The organism is Amycolatopsis sp. 2-15 (assembly GCF_030285625.1).
Taxonomy (GTDB): Bacteria; Actinomycetota; Actinomycetes; order Mycobacteriales; family Pseudonocardiaceae; genus Amycolatopsis; species Amycolatopsis carbonis.
The window spans coordinates 8,312,121-8,327,160 of record NZ_CP127294.1 but is presented as its reverse complement, the minus strand read 5'-3'; the positions used below and the strand labels follow the sequence as shown (position 1 = coordinate 8,327,160).

The window sequence follows — 15,040 nt, the reverse complement described above, 5'->3', positions numbered from 1 at the left end:
GGCGGGGCTCCTTCCGGGGCGGTCATCGGGCGGCCAGTTTGCGCAGTTTGTCCAGCCACGCGGCGGTTTCCGGCAGGTCCTTCACCGGCTGGCTGAAGTGGCCGCGCTCGTCCGGCGCGACGGGGGTGGTCGCGTCGATGATCATCTTGTGGGTGATGCCCGCGGGGTCGGCCGCCGGATCGAGGGCCACCACGGGCAGGTTCGGCAGCACCATCACGTCGCCGGCCGGATTGACCTTGGTGGACACCGCCCACATCACGCGCGGCAGGTCGAACGGGTCCACGTCCTCGTCGACCACGATCACCGTCTTGAGGTACCCGAGGCCGTGCGGCGTGGTCATGGCGCGCATGGCGACGGTTTTCGCGAAGCCGCCGTAGCGCGACTTCGTGGAGATGATCGCCAGCAGGCCGTGGGTGTACATGGCGTTCACCGCCTGAACCTCGGGGAACTCGGCCGTGAGCTGCTGGTGCACCGGCACGCAGGTGTTAGCGGCCATGAGGAAGTCGATCTCGGTCCACGGCATGCCGAGGTAAAGCGACTCGAATACCGGGTGCGTGCGGTGGGAGATCCGGTCGATGCGGATCACGGGCATGCTGCGCCCGCCGGAGTAGTGGCCGGTGAACTCGCCGAACGGGCCCTCCAGCTCACGCCGCCGGCCGACGATCACGCCTTCCAGCACCACTTCCGCACCCCACGGCACGTCGAGGCCGGTCAGCGGCGCGGCCGTGACCGGGGCGGGGGCGCCGCGCAGGGCGCCGGCCAGCTCGTACTCGTTCTGGTCGTAGGCCAGGGGAGTGGCGGCGACGATGGGGATCACCGGGTCGTTGCCCAGCGCGATCGCCACCGGCAGGTCTTCGCCCGCGCGTTCGGCCTTGGCCAGCTGCAGCGCGATGTCGTGCATCGGCACCGGCTGGATGCCCAGCTCGGCAGGGCCTTTCACCTGCAGGCGGTAGATGCCGACGTTCTGCTTGCCGTCGTTGCCCGGATCCTCGGGATCGCGTGAGACGACGGCGGCCTTGTCCAGGTAGAAGCCGCCGTCGCCGTCGTTGAGGCGGAACAGGGGCAGCACGGAGAACAGGTCGACGTCGTCGCCTTCGAGCACGTTTTCCGCCCACGGCGGGTCTTCGCGGCGCTCCACGGGCACCGGGAAGGCCTCCCAGCGGCGGATGAACTCCGCGACCTGGTCCTTCACCCCCGTGCCGGCGGGCAGCCCGAGCGCGAGCGCGTGGTTGGCCCAGGAACCGTGGACGTTGAGGGCGACGCGGGCGTCGGTGAAACCTTCGAGGTTGTCGAAGTACAACGCGGGGGCGGCGTCGCCGAGCTTCGGCGCCGCGTTGGCGGCCGCGGCGAGGTCGGGTTCGGGGGAGACCTGCTCGGTCACCCGGACCAGCTGGCCTTCTTTGTCGAGCGTGGTCAGGAACGACCTGAGGTCGTCGTGGGGCATGGGTCCTCCTGCGGGTTCGGCCCGGTCCAGCGGCGGGCCGCGGGCGCGGACAGGCCGAACTGGTCGAGCATGCGCGCGACGACGTGGTCGAGCACGTCGTCGAGCGACTGCGGGTGGTTGTAGAAGGCCGGCATCGGCGGCACCATGACCGCGCCCATGCGGGTGAGCGCGAGCATGTTCTCCAGGTGGATCTCCGAAAGCGGCGTCTCGCGCGGCACCAGCACGAGCTTGCGCCGCTCCTTGAGCACCACGTCGGCGGCGCGGCCCAGCAGGCCGTCGGCGTAGCCGGTGCGGATGCCGGCGAGGGATTTCATGCTGCACGGCACCACGATCATCCCGTCGGTGCGGAACGAGCCGGACGAGATCGAGGCCGCCTGGTCCTCGGGCGAGTGCACGACGTCGGCCAGCTCGCCGACTTCGCGCGCGGACAGCGAGGTCTCCAGGTGGATGGTGGTGCGGGCCCAGCGGCTCAGCACCAGGTGCGTCTCCACGTCCGGCATCGCGCGCAGCACCTCGAGCAGCCGGATGCCGAACGGGGCGCCGGTCGCGCCCGTCATGCCGACGATCAGCCGCACGGGCACCTCCTCCGGGTCAACAAGTTCGTATACGAACCGTTCGCAGTCATACTAACATGGCGATCATGACGAGCCGGATGGACGAGTCGGTCTTCCACGCGCTGCGGCGCGCGATGCAGGAGCACGGCGCCCGTTGGCAGGCGAAGCTGCCAGGGCTCACGAAGCCGCAGTACGCCGTGCTGGTGGCGATCTCGGAGACGCCGGGCCTTGATCAGGGCGCCGCGGGGCAACGGGCGGCGACCGACAAGGCGACGCTCGCGAACCTGCTGCTGCGCCTGGAAGAACGCGGGTTGATCACGCGCACGGTGGGCACCGACCGGCGCCGCCGCGAGCTGCGGCTCACGCCGGCGGGGGAGGAGCTGCTCGCCACGGCGATGCCCGTCGTCGATCGGGTGAACGAGTCGATGCTCGCGCCGCTCGACGACGACGAACGGCGCCAGCTGGTGGCGCTGCTCACCAAACTGGCGCTATGAGGCCCGGTAGGGTCGGGTGATCGGCACCGGAGCTGAGGAGGGCACGTGGCGGGACCGCTGAGCGGACTGAAGGTCGTGGAGCTGGCCGGGATCGGCCCGGGCCCGCACGCGTGCATGGTGCTCGCAGACCTGGGGGCCGACGTCGTGCGCGTGGAGCGTCCCTCGGGCTCGCTCGACCTCACCGGCGGCAAGGCGGATCCGTTGCTGCGCGGCCGGCGTTCCGTCGCGGCCGACCTGAAGACGCCCGAAGGCCGCGACCTCGTGCTGCGGCTCGCGGCGAAGGCCGACGTGCTCGTGGAAGGCCTGCGTCCGGGCGTCACCGAGCGCCTCGGCGTCGGCCCGGCCGACTGCCACGCGCTCAACCCGCGGCTGGTCTACGGCCGGATGACCGGCTGGGGCCAGGAGGGTCCGCTCGCGCAGCGCGCCGGGCACGACATCAACTACATCGGGCTCGTCGGCGTGCTCAATGCGATCGGCCGCGCGGGCGAGCGGCCGGTGCCGCCGCTCAACCTCGTGGGCGACTTCGGCGGCGGGTCGATGTTCCTGCTCGTCGGCGTGCTTTCCGCGCTGTGGGAACGCGAACGCACGGGCCTGGGCCAGGTCGTGGACGCCGCGATGGTCGACGGCACGAGCGTGCTCGCGCTGATGGTGTGGTCGTTGCGCGGTCTCGGTGTGTGGTCCGACGAGCGCGGCGTGAACCTCCTCGACGGCGGCGCGCCCTTCTACGACACGTACGTGTGCGCGGACGGCCGCTACGTCGCCGTCGGCGCGCTGGAGCCGCAGTTCTACGCGGCGCTGCTCGCCGGGCTCGGCCTGGCGTCCGCGGATCTCCCGCCGCAGCTGGAGAAAACGAGCTGGCCGACGCTGCGGGCCGAGTTCACCAAGGCGTTCCTCTCGCGCACCCGCGACGAGTGGGCCGAGGTGTTCGGCGGCGTCGACGCGTGCGTCACCCCGGTGCTGGAACCGGACGAGGTCGCGGCGCACCCGCACATCGCGGCCCGCGCGGGCCTGGTCGAGCTCGACGGGATCCTGCAGCCCGCTCCGGCGCCGCGGTTTTCGCGGACGGCACCGGATCTGCCGTCTTCGCCGCCGAAGCCGGGCGCCGACACGGAAGCGGTCATCGCAGACTGGGGCGTGTGACGAGCACCGGTTCGGCACTGTGTTGTGGGGCCAGGTGCTTCGGGGCCGGCGGTTTCAGGGCCGGCGGTCGCGGGGCCAGGGCCAGCACGACCACCACGACCGCGGCGCCGCACGCGCCGACGAAGACGAACACGGCCGTGTAGCCCAGCGACAGGGAGATCTGGCCGATCAACAGCGGGCCGAACGCGTTGGCGAGGCGCCCGGCGCCGGAGCAGAAGCCGGTGGCCCTCGCGCGGATCTCCGCGGGGAACAGGCGCGGGGTGTGGGAGCAGAGGAGCGCGACGAGCGTCTGGTTCAGCGCGGCCACGAGGAAGCCGAAGACCACGATGGCGGCGGGCGCGAACGTCAGTCCATACGCGATACCCGCGCCGGCGAACAGCACGCTGAACACCGTGACGGGGCCGCGCAGGCCGAAGCGGTCGGCGACGGGCCAGGCGAGGAGCGCGCCGGGGACCGCGCCGAGGGTGGTCAGCGCGGTTTAGCCGACGCTGTGGGTGACGGTGAAACCGCGCTCGTGCAACAGGGCCGGCGCGAACGAGGCGAACCCGTAGTAGCTGGTGGTGAGGAAGATCCAGACGCCGGCCAGCATGGTCGTGCGGCGGGCGAAGCCGCCGCGGAAGAGCCGGAGCGGTGTTTCGGGGACGCGCTGCCACGCCGGTGATTCCGGCAGCCATCGGGTGATCACCAAGGGGACGACGCCGAGCGCGCCGAAGACGACCACGAGCCGCCAGCTCTGCGGGCCCAGCCCGATCACGGCTCTCGCGAAGAACGCCATGGCCGGGATGCCGCGCAGTCCCAGTGCGAGCGTGCCGGCCTGCACCTGGCCGCGCTGGTTCCCGGGGATGAGCTCCGTGAGGTAGGTGACCGCGACGACGGTCATCGCGCCGAGCCCGCAGCCGGTGAGAAAGCGGGCGGCCAGCAGGCTGATCGGGTCGAAGGCGCCCGCGGTGGCCAGTGAGCAGACGGAGAACCACAGCACGCAGGCGCGCAGCGCGCGCTTGCGGCCGGCTCGTTCGGCCACCCGGCCGCCGGCGAACATGCCGAGGAACCCCGAGGCCGTCCCGACGGAGATCTCGCGCAGCCCGAGGTGGAGCGCGTGGTGGACGGCCGGGGCGACGTAGGCGAAGGAGTTGATGTCGGCCAGCTCGAACGCGAAGCAGAGCGCGAGCGTGCCGGCCACTTTTCGGTGGTAGCGCGTCCAGGGGAGGTGGCCGAGCCGGATGGGCAGCGTCACGTCAGTCCCTTTCGGACATCAGTGCCCAGCGGCCGCGGAGAGGGGCCGCCTCGGTTACCGCGGTACCGCCCCGCCGAGGGTGGTGGCGGGGCGGCACCTGATCGGGCGCGGTGGGGTCACCAATCGGCGCCGGAGGTCACCTCGACGGGCGGCGCGGTTTCGGCCCCGAGCGCGCACGCGAGAGCGGCGAGCTCGGCGCTTGCCCGGGGTTGAGCCGGCGGGTTCACCAGTCGGCCTTGCGGGCGAGGGAAACAGAGTTCGTCGTCACGGGACGGGCTCCTTTGCCCGATCGGCGGAAGGGGGCACGAGCGGGGAGAGGGGAAGTCTCGGAGTGGGCGGCCGGGCCCTCGGGCGCGGCGGCCCCGAATGGGACGTCTCCACAGTGGACAGTGCGCAGCGGCAGGGTTCGGAACCGCGAGCCTCCCGATGGGAGAACTCGCGATCGGGAATCCCGGGGCGGAAGGTGGAGACGGTGGAATGGCCGCGGCACACGTCCCTTGGTGCCGCCCGCGGTCACCGGTCGGCCCCCTCGGCCGGCCGGGTCCGCCACGAGCAGCACCCCGGGCTCGGGCTCCGCGCCCTGGCCCCGCACGGCGGCGGCCGGCCGCCGCGTCGCCCCGGGACTGAGAACGTCGGGAACTCCCGCGAGAAGCCAGTCGTCGCACCGCTGCCTACGTCCGGGTTGCGCCATTCGCCCTGGCGCCACGTCCGGATCAGTGCGGCCGGCGTCCCCGCTGTGCGGGCTCGCCGGCCCGCCCTCGCCCGTGCCGCTGCTTTCGCGCGCGGCGGCGGGGCGAGCCTCGTCGGTGGCCCCCGGAAGGCTGCGCAGGGTTGCCGCGGAACGGGTCGCGCGCACCCACCAGGAGGACTCGGGAGTCCTCGGGTGAACGGAAGCGGCGCCCATGATCACGAAGCGTAGGGAGGCGCGTGGTGGTGAACAACGCCATCGCGCGGCGGGATCATTGCACCCGGCGCAACGGTCGGGACATGCGTTTGCCGTGGGCGCGGGCGAGGCGCGCGAGGGTCTGCACGCTGTCGGCGACGGTGGAGCTGCGGTGCCACGCCAGGAAGATCGTGCGGCCGGAGAAGGACGGGTCGTCGATGGGGACGCGGGTGATGCGGGGGTGCTGGTGGTCGTTCATGCCCTCCGGCACCACCGATACGCCGATCCCCGCGCCGACCATGGACTCGACGACGAACAGATCGTTGCCCTCCACCGTGATCCACGGGACGAACCCGGCCCGTGCGCACGCGTTGACCATGTGCGTGCGGCTGCTGGACCCCGGTTCCATCGCGACGAACGGCCGCTCGCTCACCTCCCGCAGCGACACGCGCTCGCGCCCGGCGAGCGCGTCGCCGATCGGCACGGCCAGCAGCAGCGACTCGGTGAACAGCGGCTCCACCACGAGGTCCGTCTCGGTCGGCGCCACCGACGAGAAGCCGGCGTCGGCGTCGCCGCGCAGCAGCATCTCGACGACGCCCGTGGCCGGGCTCTGCGTGCAGCGCAGGCGCAGCTCGGGGCGTTCGGCGAGCAGGTCGGCCAGCACACCCGGCACGAACCCCAGTCCGAGCGAATACGTGTGCGCGATCCGGAGGAGCCGTTGCGGCTCCCCGGCGTCCGCGAGCGCCGCGCCGACCGCGTCGGATCGCGCGCGCAGCACCGCGTGGGCCTCGCGCACCAGCACGTGCCCCGCCGGCAGCATCCGCACGCGGCGGCCGTCCTGCTCCACCAACCGGATCTCCAGCTTCCGCTCCAGCGCGCGGATCCCGCGCTGGACCGTCGCCACGCTCACGCCGAGCTCCGTGGCGGTCTGCCCGAAGTGCTCGGTGTCGGCGAAGCTCAACAGCAGCTCCAGGTCCGCGAAAGTGACCTTGCCGGCGCGTCCGTCGTCCACCCGTCCGATTATCCGCCGATGGCCGAGGTGACGGATGTCGCTGCGAATGTCACCTTTCCGGCCTGGTCGTGCGGGATGTCGTTCCACCAGCGGCGATGGAAGTGCCGGGCGGGCTGAGAGCGGGGTCCGAAAGTACCGGTGCCGCTGCCCCGATGGTCATTTCGACGGCCCGGCCCCGGTATCGTCATCCGGATGCGGGGGCTGGGGGCGGATTTCCGACGGCTGTGGTGGGCGTTCGTCGCGAGCGAGACCGGCTCGGCCATCGGCTACGGCGCGATGCCCCTCGTGGCGGTGCTGATCCTGCACGCGTCCGCGGCCGAGGTGTCACTGCTCGCCGCGATCCCCGGCCTCGCCGGCGCGCTGATCTCCCTGCCGATCGGCGGGTTCGTGGAGTTCCGCCGCAAACGGCCGGTCATGATCACCGCCGATGTCGTGCGGTTCGCCGCTCTCGCGAGCGTGCCGGCGGCGATCGGGCTCGGCGTGGTGTCGCTGTCCCAGCTGTACGTGGTCGGGGTTGTGCAGACGGTCGCGCTCGTCGCGTTCACCGCCGCCAGCGGGGCGCACCTGCGGGCACTGGTCACTGCCCGTCAACGCACCGAAGCCGCCAGCCGGTTCGAAGCCGCGAGCTGGACGGTGAACTCCGCCGGGCCACCCGTCGGCGGCGTGCTGGTCTCGCTGACCGGCCCGGCCGTGACGATGCTGATCGACGCCGTCTCCTACCTCGCCTCCGCGCTCGGCGTGCGCTCGCTGCGCGGCCCGGAGCCCCCGCCGCCCGCCCGCACCACGCCGGCGCACGTCGGCCGCGACCTGCTCGAGGGCTGGCGCTACGTGCTGCGCAGCCGCGAACTCGCGCTGCTGTTCGCCAACGCGCTGCTTTTCGGCTCCGCCGTGCTCGCCATTTCGCCGCTGGAAACCGTGTTCATGCTGGAGGACCTGGGTTTCGCGCCGTGGCAGTACGGCCTCGTCATCGGCCTGCCCTGTCTGGGCGGCGTCCTGGGTGCCGGGCTCGCCCCCCGGCTGGCGGCCCGCTTCGGTACGCGCCGGGTGCTGATCTGGTCGGGGATCGCCCGTACGCCATGGGTGCTGGCCATCCCGTTCGTCCCGGCCGGCCTCGGCGGCGTGCTCGCGTTCCTGGCGATCGACACCCTGCTGCTGCTCGGCGCCGGGGTGTTCAACCCGCTGTTCAGCGCCCACCGCATGACGTTGACGCGCGAGGACATGATGGCGCGCGTCCTCGCCGGCTGGTCCGCCGGCGGCCGACTGGTCCGGCCGCTGTTCATCGTCGCCGCGGGTGTCCTCGCGAGCGTCACCGACGTCCGCGTCGCGATCGCCGCCGCAGGTGTCCTTTGTGTCCTCAGTGTCCCGTTGCTCCTGGTCCCCGGAACCCGGGAAACCAGCGCCGAACCTGACTCGGTCACCCCCGCCGCCGGCGGCTAGCGTGAGACCTATGGATCTCCCTGAGGAGCTCGTCGCGCTGCTGGAGCAGCCGAGTCTCTGCTTCGTCGCCACGACCATGCCCGACGGCTCGCCCCAGCTGACGCAGACGTGGGTGGACACCGACGGCAAGCACATCCTCGTGAACACGGTCGAGGGCTTCCGCAAGGTGCGCAACATCGAGCGCGACCCGCGGGTGGCGCTGAACATCGCGGACGCCACGCATCCGTTCCGCTACTTCACCGTCCGCGGGCGTGTGCTGGAGGCGACCACCGAGGGCGCGGCCGAGCACATCGACAAGCTCGCGCTCCGCTACACCGGGCAGCCCTACGCGTGGTACGGCGGCCGCGACCAGGTGCGGCTGCTGCTGCGCATCGAAGCGGAGCACATCGGCTCGATGGGCCACTAGAACAGCCGCGACGGCAAGGACTCGTGCCCGTTGGTGATGAACGAAGCCACCGGGCGCAGGTCCTCGGCGGGCACGGCCAGCGCCAACTGCGGGAAGCGGCCGAACAGCGCGGGCAGCGCGATTTCGGCCTCCATCCGAGCCAGCGGCGCGCCCAGGCAGTAGTGCACGCCGTGGCCGAACGCCGGCGACGACTTGTTCGCCCTCGTCACGTCGAAAACCCCGGCGTCGGGCCCGTGGCACGCTTCGTCGCGTCCGGACGGGCCGAACGACGCCAGGATCGGGTCGCCGGCGTGGATGGTGGTGCCGGCGACGTCGATGTCGGCCAGGGCGTCGCGCAGCGGCAGGTGGGAGACAGGCGACTGCCAGCGCAGGCTTTCGTCGATCACGTCGGACCAGCCGTGGTCGCCGTCAAGCACGAGGCGCAGCTGCGCGGGGTGCGTGAGCAGCGCGGTCACGGACTGGTCGAGGAGGTTGACCGTTCTCGTGCCCGACCGTGATCACGAGCATCAGCGAGTCGAGCAGTTCCTCGTCCGTGAGGGCGGAACCGCCAGGTCGTCACCGGGTTCGGCCCGGCGGGTCTCGACGAGCTCGCCCAGCAGCTCGTACAGCCGCGCGACGTGGGCGGTCGCCTCCTGGGCCGTGGCCGACGTCGCGAACAGCTCCGCCACGCCCTCGCGCAACCCCGGCCGTGACTCCTCCGGCACGCCGACGAGCCGGCAGATCACCTCGATCGGCAGCGAGTAGCAGTAGTTCTCGCGCAGGTCGGTGTGCGCGGGCTCGGCGGCGAGGTCGTCGAGCAGGTCCGCGGTGAGCTCCTCGATCCGCGGCCGCATGCCCTCGATGCGCCGGGGCGTGAACGCCTGCGACACCAATGAGCGCAGCCGGCGGTGCTCGCCGCCGTAGGCGGTGAACATGTTCTGCACGGAAACCCAGATGTGCAGGGGCAGTCTTCGGGGATCTCGCCGGCGCGGTAGGCGGGCCAGTGCCGCCGCGGGTCCTTGGCCACCCGCGGTCGGTGAGCAGCTGTTTCAACGCCGCGGGGCTCGTGACCGCCCACGCCGGCACACCACCCGGCAGCTCGACCGGCGTCAGCGGCCCGCGTTCGCGCAGGCGCGCGCCTTCGCCATGCACGTCGCGAGCGGCGGGGTCGAGCACGAAGGGGGTCGCGGTGTGGTCCATCGGCGGGCGCTCCTCGCTGGCCGGTGTGTCTACAGAGGACGGTTGTCCTGGCGCCGGTCCTGGGGAACCGTAGCGCGCGACCGTCCCGAATCGTCCCCCCGGAAGGGGTACGGACGATCATTCCGCGTGAAGCGCGTGAAAAGGGGTTGACCGGCCGGGAACGCGCGCTCCGGAACGCGGAAAGGGCGCCATCCCGGCCCACCCGGATGGCGCCCCGCCCTCGGAGATTCCGCTCAGCCGTCGGAACGGCGGCGGTGCAGCGAGAACTTCTCGAACACCGAGAGCTCGCCGTGCGGCTTGTTCACGTTGTAGTAGGTCACGTGCATGGTCGTCGTGTCGCCGCGGTGGCGGCCCGGGTCCACGGTGAAGGACGCGAAGCCGTAGGGGTGCTCCTCGTCGCGGACCGCGCTCCACACGGCCTGCTCCTTCACGTAGGTCGACACGCGCTTGCCCGTGGCCGGGTCGGCCTTCGCGGAGACGGCGGTGATGACCTTGCCCGTGCCGTCCTTGAAGAAGCTGCCGTTGGTCGTGCCGGAGACCCCGCCGCCGCCGAGGATCATGTGCACGGTGCCGTGTGAGGCATCGATGTTGTCGGTCGCCGTCGAGACCGGGTTCGGCGTGAGCGTCTCGCTGCCGGAGACCACGCCGTGCACGGCCAGCGAACGCTCGTAGTCGTGCTCGTGGCCGCACAGCACCAGGTCCACGCCGTACTGGTCGAACAGCGGCCCGTACTTCTCGCGCAGGCCGAGGTCGGAGCCGTTGGCGTCCGAGGTGCTGATCATGACCTGGTGCATCGCCACGACGATCCAGTCGATGTCGTGCGACGCCCGGGCCACGGCCAGCTCCTTCTTCAGCCACGCGAGCTGGCGGCCGCCGGAGTAGCCGCTGATGTAGACGTCGCCGCCGTCCTGCAGGGCGTTGTCGTCGTTCTGCAGCACGATCACGCGCACCGAGCCGACGGTGAAGCCGTACCAGAGGCCGGCCAGCTCGCGGTCGGTCTCGGTGGAGGGCAGCTGGAAGTAGGCCTGGTACGCGCCGAGGCCGATCTCGCCGTTGAGCTTCTCGATCTCGTGGTTGCCCGCAGCGGGCATCCACGGCCGGTAGCGCGCGGAGCGGGTGTTGTTGGTGAAGAAGTTGTTCCACGTGCGCACGCGGTCGACGTCGAGGTTCGCGTAGCAGAGGTCGCCGTTGAGCAGGTGGAACAGCGGCGCGACCGTCTCGATGCCGGTGACGATGTCCTTGGTCGCCGGCGTGGAGTTCGCGTCGAGGCCCACGGCCCCCTTGGCGTCCCAGGTCACCTGCGGCGCCGACTGGTCGCCGAAGCTCGTGAACGTGAAGGCCGAGCGGCCGCTCGGGGCGGTGCGGAAGGTGGCCGCGTCGGGCGTCGCGCCGTCGTGCTGCGCGGCGTAGATGTACTCGGTGCCCGGTCGCAGCCGGTCGAGCATCGCGTGGTGGACCCAAACGGTGCGGCCGGACGTGCCGTCGACGTAGGTTCGCGTGTCGGCCTGCGCCACGGCGCCGAACCCGCCGTCGAGCGTCCCGTACAGCACGCGCGGCTTGCGCACGGAGGCCTCGGTGATCCACGAGACGACCATCTGGCGCGCGGGGTCCCGGCCGAACGTGAGGTGCAGGCCCTGCACCGGCGTGGTGCCGGACCCGACCTGCGGCACGAACGCCGCGCTCTGCGGCGCGGCCGCGGCCACCCCGGTGCCCAGCAGGGGCACTGCGGCGCCCGCGCCCAGCAGGCCCAGAGCCCCCCGGCGGCTTACGGTGTGTTTGCTGGTCTCGGACATGACCCTCCTCGGCTTCGGCCAGCAGAACCTAGGCGCGCAGCCCGACGCGGCGATGAACGAGACCTGTCAGCCGCGTGAAGTGTCCCGAGCGCGGGCGTCCGCTCTGGGCCGGACGGTCCAATCAGGACACCCGCGCACCGGAACTTTTCGGGCATAGGCGGCGAAACCGTGTCAGCGGCTCGCGAGGAACCGGTCGTACGCGGCGAGCACGTCGGCGGTCGCCAGTGCCGGGCCGTGCGGGTCCTTGGCGTCGTCGTCCCAGCGGCGGACGAGCACGGCCTCCTCGGCGTTCGGGTGGGACGCGAACTCGGTGACCTCCTCGGCCGTCATCGGGCCACCCTGGACCTTGAGCGACGCGACGGACGCGGGGGACAGGTGGTCGTGGTACTCGGCGTCGGTGGCGACGAGGTAGCGCTTGGCCGGCACGTGCTGCGCGATGATCCACGCGGCGCGCTCGCCGAGGTGGCGGCGGGCGAACTCGGCGCCGGACAGCTCGTGCGGCAGGCCCGGCCACTCCTCGCGGACCGCGCGGGCGCGGCCGATGTCGTGCAGCGTCGCGGCGAGGACGAGTTCGTCGTCGCCGCCGTGCTGCGCGGCGAACCAGCCGGCCTGCAGCGCGTGGAGGCGCTGGTCCACGGCCTCGCCGCCGTAGGGCAGGCCCGCCAGACCGTCGACGAGCTCGGCCAGCGCTTCTCGGGTGAGGGTCACGGCTTCTCCTTCAGGGTGCTCACGAGCTCTTCCGCGAGCTCGCGGGTCGCGGCGACGACCCCGGACCAGCGGCGCGTCAGGTCGGGGTCGATCTCGAGCGGGCGGCCGTTCACGTCGAGCACGGCGCCGCCTGCGGCGGGGACCATGACCATCGCCGCGGCGAGGTCCATGATCCGGTGGGTGTCGGAGCCCGCGTCGGCGAACGCGTCGGTGGAGCCCTCGGCGACCAGGGCCGCCTCCAGGCAGCTGGTGGACAGGATCCGCACGCGCGAGGCGCGCTTGGCCACACGCCACCACGCGGCGTCGTCGGAGCCGTGCGGGCGCAGCAGGCTCACGGCCGCGCCGTCGAGCTCGCGGCGACCCGTGGTGCGGTACGGCGTCGGCTGCCCCGCGACGGCGTGCCAGCAGCGGCCGGTGTCGAGCCAGCAGGTCAGGGCCTCGGTCGCGACCCCGTCCACGGCCACGACCCCGGCGAAGGCCGAGAGCGGCACGCCGGCGGCCGCGTTGGCGGTGCCGTCGACCGGGTCGACCACGAGCGTCACCGACGAACCGTGGTCGATCACGCCGATCTCTTCGCTCAGCAGGTTGACGCGATGCTTGTCGACGACCTCGGCGACGGCGGTGTCGACGAGGATGTCCAGCCGCATCGTCGGCGTCCCGTCGGCGCCCATCTGCACCTTTTCCGCCAGATCCGCGCGGGTGTGCTTCGCCCGGGCCCCGGCGAACGCGGCGACGGCCGCGCGCGTGGCGTCGGCGAGGGCGGGGTGCGTGCCTTCGGGGATCACGGGTTCGGGCACCGGCCAGCCGATGAAGCTCATGCGTTGCTCACCAGGGTGGTGTGGACGACCGGCCACCGCGGGCCCGCCGCGATGAGGGCGAGGTCGGCGCGACGGCCCGGCTCGAGCCGGCCGCGGTCGTCGAGTCCCGCGACGGCCGCGGGACCGCTCGTGACGAGCCCGATCGCTTCGGGAAGGGTCACGAGACCGTCGTCGGCGAGCGCGAACGCCGCCGCGAGCAGGCCCGAGGGCAGGTAGTCCGACGCGAGCGCCGTCACCAGGCCCAGCGCGACGAGGTCGCGGCCCGACGCGTTGCCGTTGTGCGAGCCGCCGCGCAGCACGTTCGGCGCGCCCATCACCACGGGCAGGCCGTGCTCGCGGGCCGCCCGCGCCGCGTCGACGGTGGTGGGGAACTCGGCGACCGAGCCGCCGCGCTCCACCAGCTCGCCGATCTCCCCGGCCGACGCCGGATCGTGGCCCAGCAGCCGGATCCGGCCCGCGCGGGCCTGCTCGCCGAGCCACGCCATCGCGTCCTCGCGCACGCCGACGCGGCCGTCGCGCTCGGAGATCAGGTTCGTGACGTGGTCCGCGGCTTCCTGCTCCGACAGCCCGCGCACGCCCATGAGGTAACGCTCGTAGTAGCTGCGGTCGGCGTACTGGCCCTGGCCCGGCGTGTGGTCCTCGTGCGACACGAGCGGCGCGACGCCGGTGTCGGGCGCCTTCGCGAGCCGCTCCTGCAACGCCTGGAGACCCTCGGGGGAGCGGACGTCGAGCCGGTAGAGGATCCGGTGGTCCACCAGGTTCGCCGAGCGCTCGTCCACCGCGTGACAGACGTCGTGGGCGCGCTCGACCGTGCGAGCCAGCCCCCGGCCGTGGCTCTGCTCGAACCCGGCGCCGTGGAACACCGTCGTCACGGCCGCCGCGCGCAGCTTGCCCTCGAAGGACAGCAGCGCGAACTCCATCGGCAGCTCGGCACCGGGCCGCGGCAGGCGTTCCTTCTCCAGCCCGTCGCTGTGCACGTCGACCAGGCCGGGGACGCACAGCAGGCCCTGACCGTCCACATCGGCCTCGACACCGGGCGCGTGCGGCTCCACGGCGGCGACCACGCCGTCGCGCACCGCCACGAGCGCGTCGTCGAGCACGCGGTCCGGCAGCACCGCGCGCACGTGCCCGAGCACGTAGCTCGCGGGCGGGGCGCCGAGCGTCCACTGATCGGTTCGGGATTCGAACACTTCGATCGTCACGCCACTTCCTCCAGGATTTCTTCAGGCGCGCCGTCGCGAGCGATGCGGCCGTCGCTCATCAGCACGACGCGGGAAGCCAGGCGCCGCATGGCGTCGAGGTCGTGGAACACCGCCAGCACGGCCACGCCCCGCGCGGTGAGCGAGGCGATGAGCTCCAGGGCGGATTCGCGGTTGGCTGGGTCCAAAGCGGACACCGGCTCGTCGAGCAGCAGCAGCCGCGGCGGGCGAACCGTGCCCGCCGCGAGGTTCACGCGCTGCCGTTCGCCACCCGAGAGCACCGAGCAGTCGACGTCCCACAGCGCCTCGTCCAGGTTGAGCCGCTTCAGCGCTTCGGCGGCGGCTTCACGCGCCTCGGCGCGTTCCACCCCCCGCCGCCGGGCCGTGGCGGCCACGACTTCGAGCGGCCCGGTACGCGGGGGAGCGGCCAGGAACTGGGACACGTAACCGAATTCGCGGCCACGCACCCGCGCCATCGCGCGGTCGGGCAGCTCCGTCAGTTCGAGCTCGGTGCCGTCGGCGGTGCGCAGCCCCACCGAACCGGAGTCGGGCAGGTAGGTGCGGTTCACGCAGCGCAGCAGCGACGACTTGCCGGCACCGCTGGGCCCGGCGAGCGCCACGTGCTCGCCGGCGCGCACGTCGAGGTCGACGCCGTGCAGCGAGTGCACGGTGCGGCCGTCGATCGTGTGCAGCGTGAACGACTTGCGCAGGCCGCGCAAGGACAGGACGGGGGACACGG

At 72.4% G+C, this 15,040-nt stretch carries 16 protein-coding genes; 4 read left to right on the top strand and 12 right to left on the bottom strand.

Going from position 1 to position 15,040, the window contains the following annotated elements; all coding sequences use genetic code 11:
* Positions 1-22: 22 nt before the first annotated feature.
* Positions 23-1,444 (bottom strand): non-oxidative hydroxyarylic acid decarboxylases subunit C, encoded by a 1,422-nt coding sequence (locus QRX50_RS41225; protein ID WP_285968499.1) that lies wholly within the window; start codon positions 1,442-1,444, stop codon positions 23-25.
* Complete coding sequence (locus QRX50_RS41220) at positions 1,414-2,019, bottom strand: non-oxidative hydroxyarylic acid decarboxylases subunit B (RefSeq protein ID WP_285968498.1); 606 nt, start codon at positions 2,017-2,019, stop codon at positions 1,414-1,416. The genes QRX50_RS41225 and QRX50_RS41220 overlap by 31 nt, the downstream gene beginning before the upstream one ends.
* Positions 2,020-2,084: 65 nt before the next feature.
* Here QRX50_RS41220 and QRX50_RS41215 point away from each other — a divergent pair, with 65 nt between their 5' ends.
* A complete protein-coding gene (locus tag QRX50_RS41215; protein ID WP_285968497.1) occupies positions 2,085-2,492 on the top strand; it encodes a MarR family winged helix-turn-helix transcriptional regulator in 408 nt (135 codons plus the stop codon).
* 45 nt (positions 2,493-2,537) lie between these two features.
* Positions 2,538-3,632, top strand: coding sequence for a CaiB/BaiF CoA transferase family protein (locus QRX50_RS41210; protein WP_285968496.1), 1,095 nt, complete (start codon positions 2,538-2,540; stop codon positions 3,630-3,632).
* On the opposite strand, the gene QRX50_RS41205 is transcribed toward QRX50_RS41210, so the two are convergent.
* The 3 genes from QRX50_RS41205 to QRX50_RS41195 form a co-directional block, all read right to left on the bottom strand.
* Positions 3,610-4,104: an MFS transporter gene (locus QRX50_RS41205; RefSeq protein WP_285974685.1), complete on the bottom strand. Its 495-nt coding sequence runs from the start codon at positions 4,102-4,104 to the stop codon at positions 3,610-3,612. The genes QRX50_RS41210 and QRX50_RS41205 overlap by 23 nt on opposite strands.
* Before the next feature lie 6 nt (positions 4,105-4,110).
* Positions 4,111-4,866: an MFS transporter gene (locus QRX50_RS41200; protein WP_285968495.1), complete on the bottom strand. Its 756-nt coding sequence runs from the start codon at positions 4,864-4,866 to the stop codon at positions 4,111-4,113.
* 959 nt (positions 4,867-5,825) lie between these two features.
* Complete coding sequence (locus QRX50_RS41195; RefSeq protein ID WP_285968494.1) at positions 5,826-6,761, bottom strand: LysR family transcriptional regulator; 936 nt, start codon at positions 6,759-6,761, stop codon at positions 5,826-5,828.
* Between the two features lie 192 nt (positions 6,762-6,953).
* Between QRX50_RS41195 and QRX50_RS41190 the strand changes: the two genes are divergently transcribed.
* Positions 6,954-8,198: an MFS transporter gene (locus tag QRX50_RS41190; protein ID WP_285968493.1), complete on the top strand. Its 1,245-nt coding sequence runs from the start codon at positions 6,954-6,956 to the stop codon at positions 8,196-8,198.
* 10 nt (positions 8,199-8,208) lie between these two features.
* A complete protein-coding gene (locus tag QRX50_RS41185) occupies positions 8,209-8,604 on the top strand; it encodes a PPOX class F420-dependent oxidoreductase (protein ID WP_285968492.1) in 396 nt (131 codons plus the stop codon).
* Here QRX50_RS41185 and QRX50_RS50145 read toward each other — a convergent pair.
* The 7 genes from QRX50_RS50145 to QRX50_RS41155 all read right to left on the bottom strand — a co-directional run bounded on the left by QRX50_RS50145 (position 8,601) and on the right by QRX50_RS41155 (position 15,038).
* On the bottom strand, positions 8,601-9,059 hold the full coding sequence (locus QRX50_RS50145) for a cytochrome P450 (protein ID WP_353074052.1): 459 nt from the start codon (positions 9,057-9,059) through the stop codon (positions 8,601-8,603). The two genes, QRX50_RS41185 and QRX50_RS50145, sit on opposite strands and share 4 nt — an antisense overlap.
* Before the next feature lie 51 nt (positions 9,060-9,110).
* Positions 9,111-9,518, bottom strand: coding sequence for a cytochrome P450 family protein (locus QRX50_RS50140; RefSeq protein ID WP_353074051.1), 408 nt, complete (start codon positions 9,516-9,518; stop codon positions 9,111-9,113).
* A 498-nt stretch (positions 9,519-10,016) separates the two neighbouring features.
* Positions 10,017-11,576 (bottom strand): purple acid phosphatase family protein, encoded by a 1,560-nt coding sequence (locus tag QRX50_RS41175; RefSeq protein ID WP_285968491.1) that lies wholly within the window; start codon positions 11,574-11,576, stop codon positions 10,017-10,019.
* A gap of 171 nt (positions 11,577-11,747) precedes the next feature.
* Positions 11,748-12,284, bottom strand: a complete 537-nt coding sequence (locus tag QRX50_RS41170; RefSeq protein WP_285968490.1) for an HD domain-containing protein — start codon at positions 12,282-12,284, stop codon at positions 11,748-11,750.
* Positions 12,281-13,102: an inositol monophosphatase family protein gene (locus tag QRX50_RS41165; RefSeq protein ID WP_285968489.1), complete on the bottom strand. Its 822-nt coding sequence runs from the start codon at positions 13,100-13,102 to the stop codon at positions 12,281-12,283. The genes QRX50_RS41170 and QRX50_RS41165 overlap by 4 nt, the downstream gene beginning before the upstream one ends.
* Positions 13,099-14,304, bottom strand: a complete 1,206-nt coding sequence (locus QRX50_RS41160; RefSeq protein ID WP_285968488.1) for an alpha-D-ribose 1-methylphosphonate 5-triphosphate diphosphatase — start codon at positions 14,302-14,304, stop codon at positions 13,099-13,101. Before QRX50_RS41160 ends, QRX50_RS41165 begins: the two co-directional genes overlap by 4 nt.
* Positions 14,301-15,038 carry an ATP-binding cassette domain-containing protein gene (locus tag QRX50_RS41155; protein ID WP_285968487.1) on the bottom strand — a complete coding sequence of 246 codons (738 nt, stop codon included), beginning with the start codon at positions 15,036-15,038 and terminating at the stop codon, positions 14,301-14,303. Before QRX50_RS41155 ends, QRX50_RS41160 begins: the two co-directional genes overlap by 4 nt.
* Positions 15,039-15,040: the final 2 nt, after the last annotated feature.